The organism is Anabaena catenula FACHB-362 (assembly GCF_014698735.1).
Lineage (GTDB): Bacteria > Cyanobacteriota > Cyanobacteriia > Cyanobacteriales > Nostocaceae > Anabaena > Anabaena variabilis_A.
In genome coordinates this window covers 1-16,072 of the sequence record NZ_JACJTQ010000038.1, presented here as the reverse complement: position 1 = coordinate 16,072, position 16,072 = coordinate 1, and the positions used below count along the sequence as shown (strand labels likewise).

The window sequence follows — 16,072 nt, the reverse complement described above, 5'->3', positions numbered from 1 at the left end:
GCGCAAATATGCACCAGCGAAGCGAAGCACGAAGTGTGTTAGGAGCAAAGACGCAAAGAATATCTTTTGAATTGCCTGAATTAAAGATAAACATCTCTGACAGGTACATAAAATATAGATTTCCCCGTGCCTCAGATATTAAAAAACTCTTCATTGTTACTAAAAAATCTTCTCTTACTTTGCGCCTTAGCGACTTTGCGCGAAACCCATTCCTATTTTCATCTACCCCAACCTGGGACGAATCCCATAATGCCGATATTGCCAATAATCCCGCAAAATCCGGTCATGATCAAAACACAAATTCCCAGGAACACACCAAGGCTCAAAAATACCCACACCTTTAGCATCATCACCCGCTAAAGGCTCACCCGTTGCTGTAGCTAAAAACACAATACTAATTGTATGCTGACGGGGATCACGACTGGGGTCAGAATATACTAACAACTGTTCTACTAACTCTACTTGTAACCCTATTTCTTCCTCAGCTTCCCGTCGTGCAGCCACTTCTACAGGTTCCCCATAATCCACAAACCCACCGGGTAACGCCCAACCCAAAGGCTGATTATGGCGCTCAATTAATATAATCGGTCGATGCGGTCTATCAATTAATTCGATAATAATATCAACAGTTGGTGCAGGATTTCTGTAAGTCATATTTGTTAATGGTTATTTTTACTAATCTTCCCATTTCTTAACCGTTGTTCCTATTTCTTCATAAACAGCAACTGTAAACGCTGACTATGACGTGATAAATTCGATGGGTGTTTTACAGACTCCTATATTTCAGGTTAATTAATTATGCCTTTTCCCAGATCCAGCGGTATTTTGCTGCATCCTAGTTCTTTCCCCAGTCGTTTTGGTATTGGGGATTTAGGTTTAGAAGCTTATCGGTTTATTGATTTTCTCAAAAATAGTTACCAGCAATATTGGCAAGTTTTACCCTTGGGACCGACTGGATATGGTAATTCTCCTTATATGTGCTACTCAGCAATGGCGGGAAATTACTTTTTAATTAGTCCAGAAAAGCTGGTAGATGAAGGGTTATTAGTTGAAAATGATTTTGCTAATTTACCAAATTTTCCGGCGGATAAGGTAAATTTTGAGCAAGTTATACCCATTAAAGTAAATCTGCTCATCAAAGCTTGCAATAATTTTAAAAATCACGCAACAGCTATCCAAAAGAAAGCATTTACTGATTTTTGTCGCACCAAAGGCTATTGGCTAGATAATTACGCCTTGTTTATGGCGCTCAAAGATGCCCACAATGGTGCAAGCTGGAATACTTGGGAACCAGAACTAGCGCAGCGTAAACCCGCAGCATTAGCCCAAATTACACAAAAGCTAGAACAGGAGATTTTTTATTACAAGTTTATCCAATACGAGTTTTTCCGTCAGTGGTCAGAACTCAAAAGTTATGCTAACGAGAATGGGATAGATATTATTGGTGATATCCCCATTTATGTAGCTCATGATAGTGCTGATGTGTGGGCAAATCCTGATATTTTTGCTCTAGATGAAAAAACCGGCAAAGCAGCTTTAATGGCTGGTGTCCCACCAGATTACTTTAGCGCTACTGGTCAATTGTGGGGCAACCCTGTTTATAAATGGGAGGAGTTGCAAAAACAAGACTTTAAGTGGTGGGTGCAACGCTTTGAAGCAATGCTGGATTATGTAGATATAATTCGCATTGATCACTTCCGGGGATTTGAGGCTTATTGGGCTGTACCCCAAGGTGAAGAAACAGCTATTAATGGTAAATGGATTGAAGCGCCTGGGGTAGCTTTTTTTGAAGTTATTAAACAGAAATTGGGTAAATTACCAATTTTGGCGGAAGATTTGGGGATTATTACGCCACCAGTGGAAGCCCTGCGGGATCAATTTGAATTTCCCGGTATGAAGGTGTTGCAATTTGCTTTTGGTTCTGATCCTGGGAATCCGTTTTTACCCTTTAATTATCCACGTAATGCTGTAGTTTATACTGGCACTCACGACAATGACACGACTGTAGGCTGGTTTAATAGTGCGAATGATTACGAAAAGCAAAATTTGTTGCTTTATTTGGGTTCTATCAGTCCTGACGGCATACACTGGGATTTGATTAGATTAGCTTTGAGTTCCATTGCCAATCAAGCCATTATTCCTTTACAGGATGTTTTAGGATTGGGAAATCAAGCGCGAATGAATTATCCCAGTACGGCTGAGGGTAATTGGGATTGGCGCTATCAGGGTGGGGTTTTGAGTGGGGAATTGTGCGATCGCTTGAGAAATCTTACCAAACTTTACGGACGCGCTCCCAGAAATTCCTGATCAACGGGTTGTGAAAAAGGAGTATCAAGAGTCATCAATTTTTAGCTCTCAAAACTCCATACTCAACGCCCAGCAGTGCATCAAAAGGAAAGGGGGTTGTCTAGAGGAAGAGAGAACTCCCTACCCTAAGGTAGGGGCTGGAAACAAATTTACGCGGTAAATATAAATAGATTGTTTTCCTTTCTTTTTGGTCAACACTCATCAGGACTTGGCTTTAGCAGCAATCCTGACTTCTCCTGCTTTCCCTGGTTGACCCATTTCCTTTGCTTGTTGTTGATTGACACTCATTAGCACACCACCAGCATTATTAGTTTTAACGGTCAGTTGCTGAGTAGCTTTCCAATTTCGGTGAGATCCTTGCGGTAGAACTCCCTCAAACTCGGTTCTACCATCAGCGATGACACGAATCCAAGACGAAGACTTTAAGGTGACACCAATTTCTACTGTTTGAATATCTGCCCTAGGGCTAAAAGTATCACTAACAGGTTGAATTTCTTGTAACTCCTTGGATTGGATCTGTTGTGGTATTAAGCCCGATTCCGTTTGGGACTTGATTTCTAGTTGGTTATTATTTGCTTGGAGAGCTTCATTATTTAATAGTTGAGACAGGCCTTTCACTGAACAGATAATTAGAAAAATGTAAAGTAAATAAAGATGAACAGGACGCAATTGTTCAATGGGTTTAGCTTTCCAAGTCGCTGGTAAACCAAATGATGGGGAACCAATCGGAAAAGTACTAGCAAATTCCGCTCCCTTCATCCCCAACGCATCAGCAAATTGCCTAATTAATCCTTGAATATAAATGGGTTCTGGTAAATCTTTCAAATCACCTGTTTCAATAGCCTGCAATAGTCGCCGAGGAATTTTAGTCAATACTACCAATTCGTCTAGAGATAAACCCTGTTCTTGACGCAATGAGGCAAGTTGAGCGCCTAATTGTCGCAATTTTTCGGATTGTTTTTCCTCTATGGAAGGTTTAATAAGCTGTTTACTATTCCTTTGTAGCCATTTCATGATTTTTCTGCACTCCTTAACTCAGCCGACTTTTTAATAGGTGTGTGATTTAACTGCTGTTTTAAAAAAATAATCTCGTCTGGTGTGAGATAACGGTAGGTACCTGCGTCCAAAGATGACGCTCTTGGCTTTTGTAATTGAATTGAACCTATAGCAGTACGTTGTAGTTGGATGACTGGATATCCTAATTGTTCAGCTATGCGGCGAATCTGGCGGTTTCTTCCCTCCTGTAAAATAATTTCTAGATAGCTTTGATTAGGAAGACGTTTAATCAAACGTACCTGGGCGGGTCGTGTTTTTCTTCCTTCTAGGACTACACCTTGTCTCCACCTCTCCAAAACTGCTTCTGGGGGATGTCCATTGACCAAAACACGATAGGTCTTAGAGATACTATGACTAGGATGTGTGAGGCCAAATGTCAACTCTCCATCATTGGTGAGTATTAACACTCCTGTAGATTCTGCATCTAAACGACCAACAGGGTGAATACCTAAACCCTCTCGTAATTCTTTTGGTAATAGATCCATGACTGTAGGTCTTCCCTGGGGGTCATAGCAGGTAGAAACAACTCCAGCTGGTTTATCAAGTAACAGATAAATTAAAGCTGGACGCTGCTTTTGGGACACCAGTTTACCATCAATGGCAATAATATCTCGTTGGGGATCGACTTTTTGACCTAAATGTGCCAAGATTCCATTGATATGCACTCGTGACTGCTTGATCATCTCTTCAGCTTCACGACGTGAGGCAATACCCCATTGAGCAATAATTTTTTGTACCCGTGCCTCCATGTGACTATTACTTCTTCTTTTAATACTCAAACTCTAATATTTGCATTTTGTTGTTAATAGCCATAAGTGTTACATTTAAGACTTGTTTAAGTTTTCTCAACTTTAGAGCAAAAATACCCGATATAGTTGTTAAATGAGAAATCTCAGTTCCTCGGTAACAAATGGCCAGAAAATCCGCATAATCTCACAAGTTTTGACAACAGCGATAAAACTTTGGCTTAAAACCCAATTAAGTCAAGTATCCCAGCTGGATGTAGAGATTAAAGCAAGCGATCGCCAGATTCTTTCTGGGAATATTCCTGCGGTTTCTATTTTTGCTAGTAATGCAATTTATCAAGGCATTCATGTTACAAGTGTTCAACTTTGGGCAGAGAATATACAGATAAACATTGGCTCTGTACTTAAAGGACAGCCGCTGCGACTATTAGAAATAGTACCAGTGGTAGCTGAACTGACTGTGGAAGAACAGAATCTTAATAACTCTCTCTCATCTGAATTATTATCTACTACTTTAAATGATCTACTGGTTAAACTATTACCAGAACAGTGCCAAAAATCCAAGCCGATTTCTTGGCAGGAAATTACCCTTGACAATCAGCGCTTGATACTAACTGGTACTTTAGCGTCCGAAAGTAAACCCACCTTGTTGGAAATGTGTGTAGGTCTAGAGCTACTCAACGGACAAGAATTACAGTTAACAGAGATTAAAATCGAGCATGATCAAGAAGTACTCTTAGAAAGTAATTCTGGATACAATTTCTACCTTGGTTCAGATGTGGATCTTCAAGAAGTAACGGTGGTTCCCAGCCAACTAGTATGTCGTGGGCGAATTAACGTCAACCCTTAAGTCAGTTATCAGGTGTCATTTTTTTTACTGTTCCGTGATTTACGGTAACAGGAGTGTGACGAAATAATAAACCAAAGGAGCCGTAAAAATATAACTATCAGTACGGTCTAAAATACCCCCGTGTCCGGGAATCAACTGTCCTGAATCTTTGACTCCCGCATCACGTTTAAGCAGAGATTCGGTTAAATCACCCAAAAGACTAGCAATACCGATGAGCAAACCCAGTGCAAAACCTGTCAGCAAGGAGTGCGGTAAATCCAGAACGTAGGCTCCGGCTATACCCACCGTGACACTGGCGGTAATGCCAAAAACTGCGCCTTCTACGGTCTTTTTAGGGCTGATGTCAGACAAGGGAGTTTTACCGAAAAACTTACCAATAATGTACGCGCCGATATCTGCTGCCCAAATACACAAGAAAGTTAGGACTGTAGCCGTTAAACCCTGTGGTAAAGAGGCAAAATTTCCCTGTGCTAAAACATCGTTCCAGTTGGTAGGCCAGTAGCCGCCTAAGGGGAGATTGCTGATAGTTGCGCTATCGAGATCCCGCAACCGCACCCAGTAACTCGGCAAGTACCCTACATAAAATAGCCCCATAATCGAGGCAGAAATATCTGCAATTGTCGCTAATTGGGGTTGAAACAGCAGATAAAAACAAATAAGTGTGCCAGCTATGGGCATAACCGCATCAGCTAAACTACTATCAAGAGTACAAATGGCTAATAAAACTTGACTAACAAACATTGTAGTTTTTGCCGCAGGAGCTATGCCTCTGGCTCGCACCAAATTAAAATATTCCTGTTGACCTAAAAAAACAACAATAGCGATCGCAATAGTAAAGTACCAACCTCCTAACAGGGTTGATGACAGCGCCATAGCGATCGCAATAACTCCACTAATAATTCGAGGCCAAGGCATAAGCAATTAAAAATTAAAAATGCAAAATTAAATAAAAATGATGAAATCCAAGCTGCACTATTGGATTTTTGCACAGATGCGGGAATAATAACTAATCAACCGGAAATGATATGACAGCCAATAGGATTCTAATTGAAGGTTTAACACTTTATTGAAGATTTTGGCTGCAATCCTCAACCAACAATTACCGACTCAAATTTAAGAGAAGCAGCGCAAAAAAGCCCAAAAGCAAGGAATATCGGCTACATTCTGACTTTTAGGCATCTGTTCCTTGTCTACATACGTCCAAAGTATAATTTTCAATTTTCAATTTTCAATTTTCAATTTTCAATTTTTTAATCTAGTTTCTCACCACTGAGAATAAAAATCGGATCAGCTGCTACAAAGGTTTGCGAAAAGCCGCGTGTCTCTAAGCGGTTAACCGCTGACTGCACAACTTCAATATTTCTAGCTCTTAACTGAGAAAAGCTTTGGGAAATAGCATACAGACTTTCTAGATTAGCAGCTGTAGCTACAACTCTGCCGGATGGGGGCAAATAACGCCATACCACTTGTAAAATTTCCTGGATAGTGCGTCCTCCTTCAATACAGATGCGGTGAGGGGGAACTTTAATATCGTGCAAACACTCTGGGGCGCTACCTTCTATTACTTCCACATTTTTCACCTCAAAGCGATCGCAGTTGCGTTTAATTAAATTAGCCACTTCCTCATCTCTTTCCACAGCAATTACCCGTCCCTGTGGACAAAGCAACCCCACTTCTACAGGAATTGTACCTGTACCCGCACCAATATCCCACAATACTGAATCTGGTTTTAGTCGCAGTTGGGAAATTAACAACAATCTTAATTCTCGCGGACTCAGGGGAATACCTGGTAAATTCTCAAATAATTCGTCAGGAATACCGGGAGTAATGTAAGGCCAAAGTAGGGAAGGCATAAGCAATTAAAAATTAAAAGTTAAAAATTAAAAATGGAAAACCTAGTTTTAGTAAGCATCCTGACTACAGGCTGTCTAAAATTTAGATGTGGTATCCTTGAATAAGGATACTGACTGAACTTATTGAATTCAGTAATAAACTAGAGAAAGTTTAACTACATAGCCCTATAAGTAATCATGATGAATAGGGAAATATTGGCAAATCGCTACGAAGTTCAACAGCAGTTAGGCAAAAAGTCAGGACGACGAACTTTATTAGCGCGTGACTTGGTAACTGGTGACTTGGTAATTGTCAAGTTGCTTGCTTTTAGTAGTGACTTTGAGTGGGATGATCTCAAACTTTTTGAGCGGGAAGCAGAAACCTTAAAATCTTTATCACATCCCCATATTCCTCGCTACTTAGACTATTTTGAGGTTAATTCCCCCACATATAAAGGATTTGCCCTGATCCAAACTTATATCCCAGCCCAAACTCTAGAACAATATTTACAAGCTGGTAGGAAATTTACAGAAATTGAAGTCAAAGAAATTGCTTTATCAGTTTTAGAGATTCTCATATATTTACATGGGTTAAATCCACCAGTTATCCACCGTGATATTAAGCCTAGCAATATTTTGTTAGGAGAGCGATCTGGTAATAGTGTAGGTCAAGTGTACTTAGTAGATTTTGGCTCAGTCCAAACCGTCTTAGCAGCAGAAATAGGAACGAGAACAATTGTTGGGACTTATGGCTATATGCCACAAGAACAATTTGGAGGGCGCACTGTTAGAGCTTCTGACCTTTATAGTTTAGGCGCAACTCTGATTTATTTGGTGACGGGTACTAACCCAGCAGATTTACCCCAAAAGAATTTTCGCATTCAATTTGAACAAGTTGCTAATCTTAGTACCAGTTTCACTAAGTGGTTGCAGCGAATCACAGAACCAGATTTAGAACAGCGTTTTCCTACTGCAAATGAAGCGCTCACAGCTTTAGAACAGCCCGAATATACTGAAGAAATCAAAGCTTTAACTGTTGGTAAACCAGCAGGGAGTAAAATTAAACTCACCAAAAATGAAGATTCTTTAGAAATTACTATTCCCCCTGTCGGCTTTCAATCGTCGATGATATTTCTAGGTTTCTTTGCCACATTTTGGAATTCATTTATCTTAATTTGGACTATTGGCGCTCTTTCTGCACCTTTTCCTGGCAATATCCCCTTTGCTTTGTTCTCCCTACCTTTTTGGGGCGTAGGTTTTTCGATGATCTACGGTATATTGTATGGTTTATTTGGTAGTTTAAAAATTAGTATAGATTACCAACAAATTTCTCTTAATCATCAGTTGGGAAAATGGAAAATTCCCCGTCGTCGTTCAGCTTTTAGAGAAAGTATTAACAAACTGATTTATACGCCGAAATATTTTACTAAAGACTCAGATGGGGATAAAACTCAAGTACCTGCAAAATTGGTAATTTGGGCAGGAGTGGAAAAGTTTGAGTTTGATGTTAATAATGTGACTATTCAATCTGAAGCAGAATTAGAATGGTTAGCTAGAGAATTAAGTGATTGGTTAGGTATAGAAATCACCAGTTAGACTAATGCATTCCAAATTTTTTAACTAACCTACTTGGCGATAGCCCCTTACCTAAGCCATGATTGATTTAGCACAATAACCAGGGTGTAAACTCATAAATTTATGGGCAATATCTTAGCAAATCGCTATGAAGTGCAGAAGCAGTTAGGCAAAAAAGCCGGACGAAGCACGCTGTTAGCAAAAGACTTAAAAAGTGAAGAACTAGTAATTGTAAAGTTGCTTTCTTTTAGTAGTGATTTTCAATGGGATGATCTCAAATTATTTGAGCGAGAAGCGGAAACTTTAAAATCTTTATCCCATCCCTTTATACCCCGCTATTTAGACTATTTTGAAATCAATTCATCTACCTTTAAAGGTTTTGCCCTTATCCAAACTTATATTCCTGCCAAAACCTTAGAGCAATATTTACAAATTGGACGCAAGTTTACAGAATCAGAAGTTAAACAAATTGCTAAATCTGTACTCCAGATTCTCATTTATTTACATAGTCTGAATCCACCTGTAATTCACCGTGATCTTAAGCCTAGTAATATATTATTGGGAGACAGAACCGGTAATACAGTCGGTGAAGTTTATCTGATAGATTTTGGCTCAGTGCAAACAGTTTTAGCAACTGAAGGTACAGGAACAAGAACTATTGTGGGGACTTATGGTTATATGCCACAGGAACAATTTGGAGGTAGAACTGTTCCAGCTTCTGATCTTTATAGTTTAGGTGCAACATTAATTTATTTAGTTACTGGTTGTCATCCCGCAGATTTACCAGAAAAAGATTTTCGGATTCAATTTGAAGAAGTCGCTAATCTGGGTCTAAATTTTACTAACTGGTTAAAATTGATGATAGAACCCAGTTTAGGAAATCGGTTGCGTTCTGCAAAGGAAGCGCTCACAGCTTTGGATAAACCGCAGTTACAAACACAAACAAATACTAATTTAACTGGCAAAAAACCAACTGATAGTAAAATTCAACTGACTAAAAATCAGGATTATATAGAAATTATTATTCCGCCAATTGGCTTTAAAATGTCTACATTTCTATTGTTTTTCAGTAGCATTTATATAGGTATTATTAATTGGATTTTTCTGTATTTATTAATCCATGATTCAGTAATTAATCCATTCACTTTGACGATACTCTTGATATTTTTAATGGCAATATTGATGTCAATATATAAGTTACTTTTTTGCTTGTTTGGCAGGATAAGATTAGTGATAAATCAACATCAAATTACATTAATTCGTGAATTATTTGGCACAAAAATAAAAGTTCCTGAACCAGCAACAAAAGAGGATATTTGTTTAATACAAAGAATTAGGAAACCTGTTTATAAAGACTTTCGTATTAGTTCATTACAAATTCAAGCTCAAATCATAATTTGGACTGGAAAAAAGAAAAAATTTACAATTGGCAATAATAATGAGTTAATTTCTGAGCCTGAACTGGAATGGTTGGCTAATGAATTAAGTGAGTGGTTAGATATGCCAATTAGAACGGAATAAATTCTATAGTTAATTACAGTAGTTAAAGAGGAAAGTTAGATGTTTGGACTAGGATGGCCGGAAATAGTGATTATTGCCATAGTTGCTATTTTGATTTTTGGACCGAAGAAAATTCCTGAATTGGGGGGAGTGTTAGGAAAAAGCCTCAAGAATTTCCAAGAGGGAATGAAAAAGCCTAATGAGGATGATAATTCAGAACAATCATAATTGTCTGAATCAGGATATCCAGGATTTAAGGATTTACAGGATGTGATTGTCAAATTTTTCCTCAGTAAATTAAACTAGATTCTAGTCGGTTTTAACCGACTTTTGCTTTTAGACAGGGAATTTATTCCCTGGATTTCTGGATTTCTGGATTTCTGGTGATGATTTACAGGATTTTAATTGTCTGAATCAGGATTTACAGGATTTAATTGCCAGAAATGGGGGAAAATACTATTGAAGCATCATATAAGTGCTACCCCATACCACCCCTAATTTATGGTTAATGAAGCAGATATAGAAACTTATTTACCATTTTTATTAGAAGTATTACAAGCAACCGCAGACAGTCAAGGTAATCCCCAGGCAGTTTACCCCTTATTGGCAGAAAATACAGATAAACAGTAATTATTCAATTTTACATTTTTAATTATTGTTTTCGCGCTTTCATTATCACTCGCAACAACGCTAAACCAGAAATTTGGACATCTACCTTCTTCGATTTAATCTACCTCAGCAACTGGATTCATGATGAATATCTCACCCTTATTAGCATCTAGTTTTAGTTTTGATGTGGAAATAATCCTCATAATGTTCTCTAGATATGAACAATCCTCCTGATATGAAGTAAATACCAAAAAATCAACTTTCTAATATTTGTACTATTCAACAATTTTGTTTAATAGCTTTTGATAAATCAAAAAAATTCCGATGACGAGACGAAACGAGAAGACGAAGAAAAATAGTCATAAGTAGAGACGAGTTGATTCGCGCCTCTACTTGTAATTAAAGTAGGGTATTAACCACAGAAGAAGGTGCTACCCCATTTTGGGAATCTATGACTGTTGTAGTTGCACTTTGTGGCTGTATTTCTTCCTGAACACCCCGCACCTTAATTAACTTAATTGCCCTGTTAACGCTTTCTGGCAAAATTACCACCAGACTACCATCAGGAGCCATATCTAAGGCTTTATTGATTGCTTGGGTTTCATCGAGGATTGATTCAAAACGGCAATTAGGCTTGGCTTGAGTAATGCCTTGAGTAATCAAATCAGACGCTGAACCACGTAGACGACCTCTAGTGTCATCATCCTCTTTAATAATAATGTAGTCAAAGATATCTGCTGCTAATTTACCCAGAGTAACAAAATCTTCATCACGGCGATCGCCAGGGCCACCAATTACACCAATTCTCTGACCAGTTGTCCAATTGCGAACAAATGATCCCAACGCTTCGTAACTAGCGGGATTATGGGCATAATCTACCAAAGCGTGGTATTTACCCAGATTAAACAGATTCATCCGTCCAGGCGTTTGACTAACTGAAGCGCGGAAAGTCTTTAAGCCAGCACGGATTTGCTCAATTGTGACGTTCTGCACAAAGGCAGCCAAACTTGCTGCTAAAGCATTGGCTATCATAAATGGCGCTTTTCCACCCATTGTCAAGGGGATATTTTCTGCTTTTTCTATGCGGTGTGTCCAATCACCTTTGACAATTGACAAATAGCCATTTTCATATACTGCTGCCACTCCTCCCTTTTCTATATGCTTTCGCACCAGTTCCGAACTTGGGTTCATGGTGAAGTAAGCAATATTCGCTTTCGTCTTTTCTGACATGGCGGCAACGCGGTTATCATCGGCATTAAGTACCGCATAGCCATCAGGGTATACCGCTTCTGCAACTACACTTTTGAGATTAGCTAACTGATCAATGGTTTCTATATCACCGATACCTAAATGATCTGCGGCTACGTTCAGCACTACACCCACATTGGCAGATTCAAAACCTAATCCACAGCGAAGAATGCCACCACGTGCTGATTCTAATACAGCTACCTCCACAGTTGGGTCTTGCAGTATGACATGGGCGCTTTGGGGGCCTGTATTGTCTCCAGCCTCTACTAAGTAATCACCGATGTATGTCCCATCTGTTGTCGTATAACCTACTACTTTTCCGGTTTGCTTGTATATATGTGCTAACAGGCGAGTAGTAGTAGTTTTGCCATTAGTGCCTGTGATACTGAGGATGGGAATACGGCTAGATTGTTCATTAGGGAACAGCATATTCATCACTGCACCAGCAACGTTGCGGGGGATGCCTTGACTGGGGGCAACGTGCATTCGGAAACCAGGGGCGGCGTTAACTTCTACAATTACGCCATCCAATTCTCTGAGGGGACGGCTAATATCGGAGGTGACAATATCAAGTCCGGCAATATCTAAACCGATAATTCTGACTACCCGTTGTGCCAGCCAGCGATTTTCAGGGTGGATTTCGTCGGTGCGGTCTACGGCACTACCACCTGTACTCAAATTTGCCGTTGCCCGTAAATAACAAATTGTTCCCTTCGGCGGCACACTGTTGAGATTGTAGCCTTGTCTTTCTAGCAGCTGGTAGCTGGTGCGGTCTAGTTCAATTTTGGTGAGGACGTTATCATGACCTTCGCCGCGATTAGGGTCAAGGTTGGTTTCTTCAATCAGTTCAGCAATTGTGGATCTACCATTGCCAACGACATGGGCTGGTACTCGTTCAGCTACTGCGACTACTTTGCCATCTACCACTAATACCCTGTGGTCGCGTCCGACGTAATAACGCTCCACAATGATAGAACGGGAAACCTGTCTAGCTGCTTCGTAGGCTGCTTCAGCTTCATCCCAAGTTCTGATATCAATGGTGATGCCGCGCCCATGATTACCATCTAGGGGTTTGATAACGATGGGATAACCGCCAACCTGCTCAATTGATTCTTCCAAATCATCCAAGAAGTTGATGACTGTACCTCTGGGTACTGGTACACCATTAGCAGCGAGGATGCGCTTAGTGGCTTCTTTATCGCAAGCTAGTTCTACTCCTAGAATGCCTGTGTTATCGCTCATTGTGGCCTGCATTCGCTTCTGGTTAACGCCGTAGCCTAACTGAATCAGAAAGCGTGCAGCTAAAGGCATCCAAGGAATGCCGCGTTTTTCTGCTTCTTTGATAATTGCTTCTGTTGAAGGTCCTAAAGAAGCATCACGCAAAAAGTCTTTCAGGTCTTGGATATCTTGTTCTAGTTCTGCCTTGGGATAACGACCTCGATCAACAATACTTTGGCACAGCCGAACTGCGGCACGTCCCGCATAGCGTCCAGCTTCCTCATTAAGGTACTCAATTACTACCTGGAAAATTCCAGGTGTGGCAGTTTCGCGGGTGCGACCAAAACCTACGTGCATTCCAGCTAGTTCTTGGAGTTCTAGAGCTACGTGTTCCACGATATGGCCCATCATTGTGCCTTCTCGTACGCGCATCAAAAAACCACCTCGACAGCCTGGTGAACAATAGTGACCTTCCAGACTTGGCAGCGCCTCAACTAATCCTTCATAAAAGCCAGGTATTTCATTCGAGGGCGTCTCGGCAAGGTTTTCTAGATCGAGGCGCATGACGATCAGCTTGTGGCGTCGAATGCTCCAGTAGTTTGGGCCGCGTAAGGTCTGGATCTTGAGGATTCTCATGGGAATAGGTAGATGGAGATTCGGAACCAAAATTCTAGTTTCTTACTGGAATTGACCGCTAAACTGTTTGTCATGAACAGTTTTTTCTTTTTAGATAGTATTCATCTAATTGATTTTTGCAGCAACAAATAAAGGTGCGGTCAACACAGTGTAACCTCAGATACTCTATCCCGTCAGCTGGAGATCCGATGCACAGCAGGTAATACAGTACGTTGATATAGATGGAATCGATCTCCGTAACTGAGGATATGTAAACGTAAATTATGTACTGTTAAAGGTTCATTGGCACTGACATGGGGTTCATTGGTATGGGTGAGTTCTGTGGGATCAACAATGGTAACACTGCCTTTGCCCACGACTTGTAGCCAACCGTCACGTTCAAATACAGCACAAGTATCTTCATCAATGCCAATGCCTAGACGATCAGGATGAGCAGCGATCGCACTTACTAATCTTCCCATACGATTACGGTTGTGAAAGTGTTGATCTACTATCACTTCAGGAATAAATCCCAAACCCGTTGCCATATCCACTAGGGAACGATTGGGTGTTTCACCACTACCACCGCCTGCAATCATATGATGTCCCATTACAGCTGCCCCCGCACTAGTTCCTGCTAGGGTTAGTTGTCCTGCTCTGACTCGTTGCCGGATAATTTCCATTGCTGGTGTGTCTGACAGAACTCCACAGAGCCGCAATTGGTCTCCTCCTGTTAAGAAGACTCCCGTACAGGCTTCGAGGGCTGCTTTAATCTGGGGATTTTCGCATTGTTCCCGTTCACGGATGTCTAAAATCTCAACCTTTTCAGCACCCATTTCTTCAAAAATGCGAATATACCGACCACCGATAATAGCGGGTTCGCGGGAGGCTGATGGAATAATTGTAATATACGCCTTGCTAGCGCCAGCACGACCAAAAAAAGTTCGTAGGATGTCGCGTCCGTGAACTTTGTCTTCTGCGCCTCCGATAACCAGAACGGCGGTTTTTGTTGCTTGGGGTGTCCTCATTTCCAGCGATTTAGCTTTTAATTGCTGCATTGTGTTTCTCCTGTCAACAACTTCAGGTGAATTTAACAAGGTTTAGTAGCCTGTTGATTTTCGCCTTTTGATTCTTCGAGAGGACACTGCTTGACGCACACGATACCTCAGCCGAATCATGTCCGTTGCTGTTCCTCATCGCCACCGCCTTGTTTTTCACCTATCCACTTGCTTCAGACTGGCTTTGATATTGCTTGGGGCTAGGGTTCCCCTCTGGATTGGGGCAAGTAGGTCTTGACACTCTTCATTCTGAGGCTGGCTCGATGCATCCTGGAAGTTGTTAACTTTGGTGGGATTATTAATTTAAATTTAGTTGTGACAATATTTAAACATAAATTAAGTAATTAGAAAAACTTTTGATCCCACCAAAAAACCAAGACTTCTGGTACTTTTAGATACTATTGATGAAGTTTAACTCTAGTTTTACCTCTCTTCGACTTAAGGGAACAGGGAATAGGGATTTGTGAACAGGTGAAAATTATACTAATCATCTCTCAGCCATTACCAATTTCCAGCCCGAACACGGATAATTTAGCAATTTACGTTAAATGTTCCAATCTAAGATTAGTGTCCTTGAATACGAATTACTGTGCGTTTTGATATAGTTACGCTTTTTCCTGACTGTTTTCACTCGGTTCTGAGTTCCGGTCTTTTGGGTAAAGCCCTAGCCAAACAGATTGCCCAAGTGCATCTGGTCAACCCCAGGGATTTTACCACTGATAAGCATCGGAAGGTGGATGATGAACCTTATGGCGGCGGTGTAGGGATGCTGATGAAGCCTGAACCGATTTTTGCGGCTGTGGAGTCGCTGCCGATTCTACCGCGCCGAGAGGTGATTTTGATGAGTCCCCAAGGTCAAACGATTAATCAGCCCTTGCTGCGCGAATTAGTGACCAATTACGACCAATTGATTGTGATTTGTGGTCATTATGAAGGGGTGGATGACAGGGTGCTAAATTTAGTCACTCGTGAGGTGTCTTTGGGTGATTTTATTCTCACTGGGGGAGAAATTCCTTCTATGGCTTTAATTAATGGGGTAGTGCGTCTGCTACCAGGAACTGTGGGGAAGGTGGAATCTCTCAAAGCAGAAAGTTTTGAAGAAGGGTTATTGGATTTTCCCCAATACACTCGTCCCGCTGATTTTCGCGGGTGGAAAGTTCCAGATGTGTTATTGAGTGGTAATCATGCGGAAATTGCTAAGTGGCGTTTCCAACAACAAATTCAACGCACTGCTTCCCGTCGTCCCGATTTGCTCTCAAAATGGCAAGAAGAAAGGGAAGAGGGAACAGGGAGCAGGGAGCAGGGGAGGAATGAGTAATGACCAATGACCAATGACCAATGACCAATGAGTAATGACCAATGACCAATGACCAATGACCAATGACCAATGACCAATGACCAATGACCAATGACCAATGACCAATGACCAATGACCAATGACCAATGACCAATGACCAA

At 40.8% G+C, this 16,072-nt stretch carries 15 protein-coding genes; 7 read left to right on the top strand and 8 right to left on the bottom strand.

Going from position 1 to position 16,072, the window contains the following annotated elements; all coding sequences use genetic code 11:
• Positions 1 to 222: 222 nt before the first annotated feature.
• Positions 223 to 654 carry an NUDIX domain-containing protein gene (locus H6G68_RS20305; protein WP_127053462.1) on the bottom strand — a complete coding sequence of 144 codons (432 nt, stop codon included), beginning with the start codon at positions 652 to 654 and terminating at the stop codon, positions 223 to 225.
• 144 nt (positions 655 to 798) lie between these two features.
• Here H6G68_RS20305 and malQ point away from each other — a divergent pair, with 144 nt between their 5' ends.
• Entirely contained in the window at positions 799 to 2,307 is a 1,509-nt protein-coding gene (gene malQ / locus H6G68_RS20300; RefSeq protein ID WP_190908263.1) for a 4-alpha-glucanotransferase, read from the top strand.
• A gap of 201 nt (positions 2,308 to 2,508) precedes the next feature.
• Here the strand turns inward: malQ and H6G68_RS20295 are convergent, their stop codons facing one another.
• Both H6G68_RS20295 and H6G68_RS20290 read right to left on the bottom strand, forming a co-directional pair.
• Entirely contained in the window at positions 2,509 to 3,321 is an 813-nt protein-coding gene (locus H6G68_RS20295; RefSeq protein ID WP_190908262.1) for a helix-turn-helix domain-containing protein, read from the bottom strand.
• On the bottom strand, positions 3,318 to 4,112 hold the full coding sequence (locus H6G68_RS20290) for a pseudouridine synthase (RefSeq protein ID WP_190908291.1): 795 nt from the start codon (positions 4,110 to 4,112) through the stop codon (positions 3,318 to 3,320). Before H6G68_RS20290 ends, H6G68_RS20295 begins: the two co-directional genes overlap by 4 nt.
• A 133-nt stretch (positions 4,113 to 4,245) precedes the next feature.
• On the opposite strand from H6G68_RS20290, the gene H6G68_RS20285 reads away from it, so the two are divergent.
• Positions 4,246 to 4,959: an LmeA family phospholipid-binding protein gene (locus H6G68_RS20285; protein WP_190908261.1), complete on the top strand. Its 714-nt coding sequence runs from the start codon at positions 4,246 to 4,248 to the stop codon at positions 4,957 to 4,959.
• Positions 4,960 to 4,998: 39 nt separating this feature from the next.
• Here H6G68_RS20285 and H6G68_RS20280 read toward each other — a convergent pair whose 3' ends face one another.
• Positions 4,999 to 5,874, bottom strand: a complete 876-nt coding sequence (locus H6G68_RS20280) for a phosphatidate cytidylyltransferase (protein WP_190908260.1) — start codon at positions 5,872 to 5,874, stop codon at positions 4,999 to 5,001.
• Positions 5,875 to 6,209: 335 nt separating this feature from the next.
• Positions 6,210 to 6,812 carry a precorrin-6Y C5,15-methyltransferase subunit CbiT gene (gene cbiT, locus H6G68_RS20275; protein ID WP_190908259.1) on the bottom strand — a complete coding sequence of 201 codons (603 nt, stop codon included), beginning with the start codon at positions 6,810 to 6,812 and terminating at the stop codon, positions 6,210 to 6,212.
• 180 nt (positions 6,813 to 6,992) lie between these two features.
• On the opposite strand from cbiT, the gene H6G68_RS20270 reads away from it, so the two are divergent.
• The 4 genes from H6G68_RS20270 (at position 6,993) to H6G68_RS27695 (ending at position 10,496) form a co-directional block, all read left to right on the top strand.
• Complete coding sequence (locus H6G68_RS20270) at positions 6,993 to 8,387, top strand: serine/threonine protein kinase (RefSeq protein ID WP_190908290.1); 1,395 nt, start codon at positions 6,993 to 6,995, stop codon at positions 8,385 to 8,387.
• Between the two features lie 102 nt (positions 8,388 to 8,489).
• The gene (locus H6G68_RS20265; protein ID WP_190908258.1) at positions 8,490 to 9,887 is read left to right on the top strand and encodes a serine/threonine protein kinase; all 1,398 of its coding nucleotides are present in this window, start codon (positions 8,490 to 8,492) and stop codon (positions 9,885 to 9,887) included.
• A 39-nt stretch (positions 9,888 to 9,926) separates the two neighbouring features.
• Positions 9,927 to 10,094 carry a twin-arginine translocase TatA/TatE family subunit gene (gene tatA, locus H6G68_RS20260; protein ID WP_190908257.1) on the top strand — a complete coding sequence of 56 codons (168 nt, stop codon included), beginning with the start codon at positions 9,927 to 9,929 and terminating at the stop codon, positions 10,092 to 10,094.
• A gap of 273 nt (positions 10,095 to 10,367) precedes the next feature.
• On the top strand, positions 10,368 to 10,496 hold the full coding sequence (locus H6G68_RS27695; protein WP_277925546.1) for a hypothetical protein: 129 nt from the start codon (positions 10,368 to 10,370) through the stop codon (positions 10,494 to 10,496).
• A gap of 378 nt (positions 10,497 to 10,874) precedes the next feature.
• Here H6G68_RS27695 and cphA read toward each other — a convergent pair whose 3' ends face one another.
• Both cphA and H6G68_RS20250 read right to left on the bottom strand, forming a co-directional pair.
• Positions 10,875 to 13,577, bottom strand: a complete 2,703-nt coding sequence (gene cphA / locus H6G68_RS20255; protein WP_190908256.1) for a cyanophycin synthetase — start codon at positions 13,575 to 13,577, stop codon at positions 10,875 to 10,877.
• Between the two features lie 173 nt (positions 13,578 to 13,750).
• Positions 13,751 to 14,614, bottom strand: a complete 864-nt coding sequence (locus H6G68_RS20250) for a cyanophycinase (protein ID WP_190908255.1) — start codon at positions 14,612 to 14,614, stop codon at positions 13,751 to 13,753.
• A gap of 589 nt (positions 14,615 to 15,203) precedes the next feature.
• On the opposite strand from H6G68_RS20250, the gene trmD reads away from it, so the two are divergent.
• Entirely contained in the window at positions 15,204 to 15,932 is a 729-nt protein-coding gene (gene trmD, locus H6G68_RS20245; protein WP_190908254.1) for a tRNA (guanosine(37)-N1)-methyltransferase TrmD, read from the top strand.
• On the opposite strand, the gene H6G68_RS20240 is transcribed toward trmD, so the two are convergent.
• The coding region (locus H6G68_RS20240; protein WP_190908253.1) for a hypothetical protein at positions 15,870 to 16,072 on the bottom strand (203 nt) is incomplete at its 5' end. The genes trmD and H6G68_RS20240 overlap by 63 nt on opposite strands.

Coding starts and splice junctions, on each gene's coding strand:
- H6G68_RS20305 (WP_127053462.1), bottom strand. CDS start 654: ATGACTTACAGAAATCCTGCACCAACTGTTGATATTATTATCGAATTA.
- malQ (WP_190908263.1), top strand. CDS start 799: ATGCCTTTTCCCAGATCCAGCGGTATTTTGCTGCATCCTAGTTCTTTC.
- H6G68_RS20295 (WP_190908262.1), bottom strand. CDS start 3,321: ATGAAATGGCTACAAAGGAATAGTAAACAGCTTATTAAACCTTCCATA.
- H6G68_RS20290 (WP_190908291.1), bottom strand. CDS start 4,112: ATGGAGGCACGGGTACAAAAAATTATTGCTCAATGGGGTATTGCCTCA.
- H6G68_RS20285 (WP_190908261.1), top strand. CDS start 4,246: ATGAGAAATCTCAGTTCCTCGGTAACAAATGGCCAGAAAATCCGCATA.
- H6G68_RS20280 (WP_190908260.1), bottom strand. CDS start 5,874: ATGCCTTGGCCTCGAATTATTAGTGGAGTTATTGCGATCGCTATGGCG.
- cbiT (WP_190908259.1), bottom strand. CDS start 6,812: ATGCCTTCCCTACTTTGGCCTTACATTACTCCCGGTATTCCTGACGAA.
- H6G68_RS20270 (WP_190908290.1), top strand. CDS start 6,993: ATGAATAGGGAAATATTGGCAAATCGCTACGAAGTTCAACAGCAGTTA.
- H6G68_RS20265 (WP_190908258.1), top strand. CDS start 8,490: ATGGGCAATATCTTAGCAAATCGCTATGAAGTGCAGAAGCAGTTAGGC.
- tatA (WP_190908257.1), top strand. CDS start 9,927: ATGTTTGGACTAGGATGGCCGGAAATAGTGATTATTGCCATAGTTGCT.
- H6G68_RS27695 (WP_277925546.1), top strand. CDS start 10,368: ATGGTTAATGAAGCAGATATAGAAACTTATTTACCATTTTTATTAGAA.
- cphA (WP_190908256.1), bottom strand. CDS start 13,577: ATGAGAATCCTCAAGATCCAGACCTTACGCGGCCCAAACTACTGGAGC.
- H6G68_RS20250 (WP_190908255.1), bottom strand. CDS start 14,614: ATGCAGCAATTAAAAGCTAAATCGCTGGAAATGAGGACACCCCAAGCA.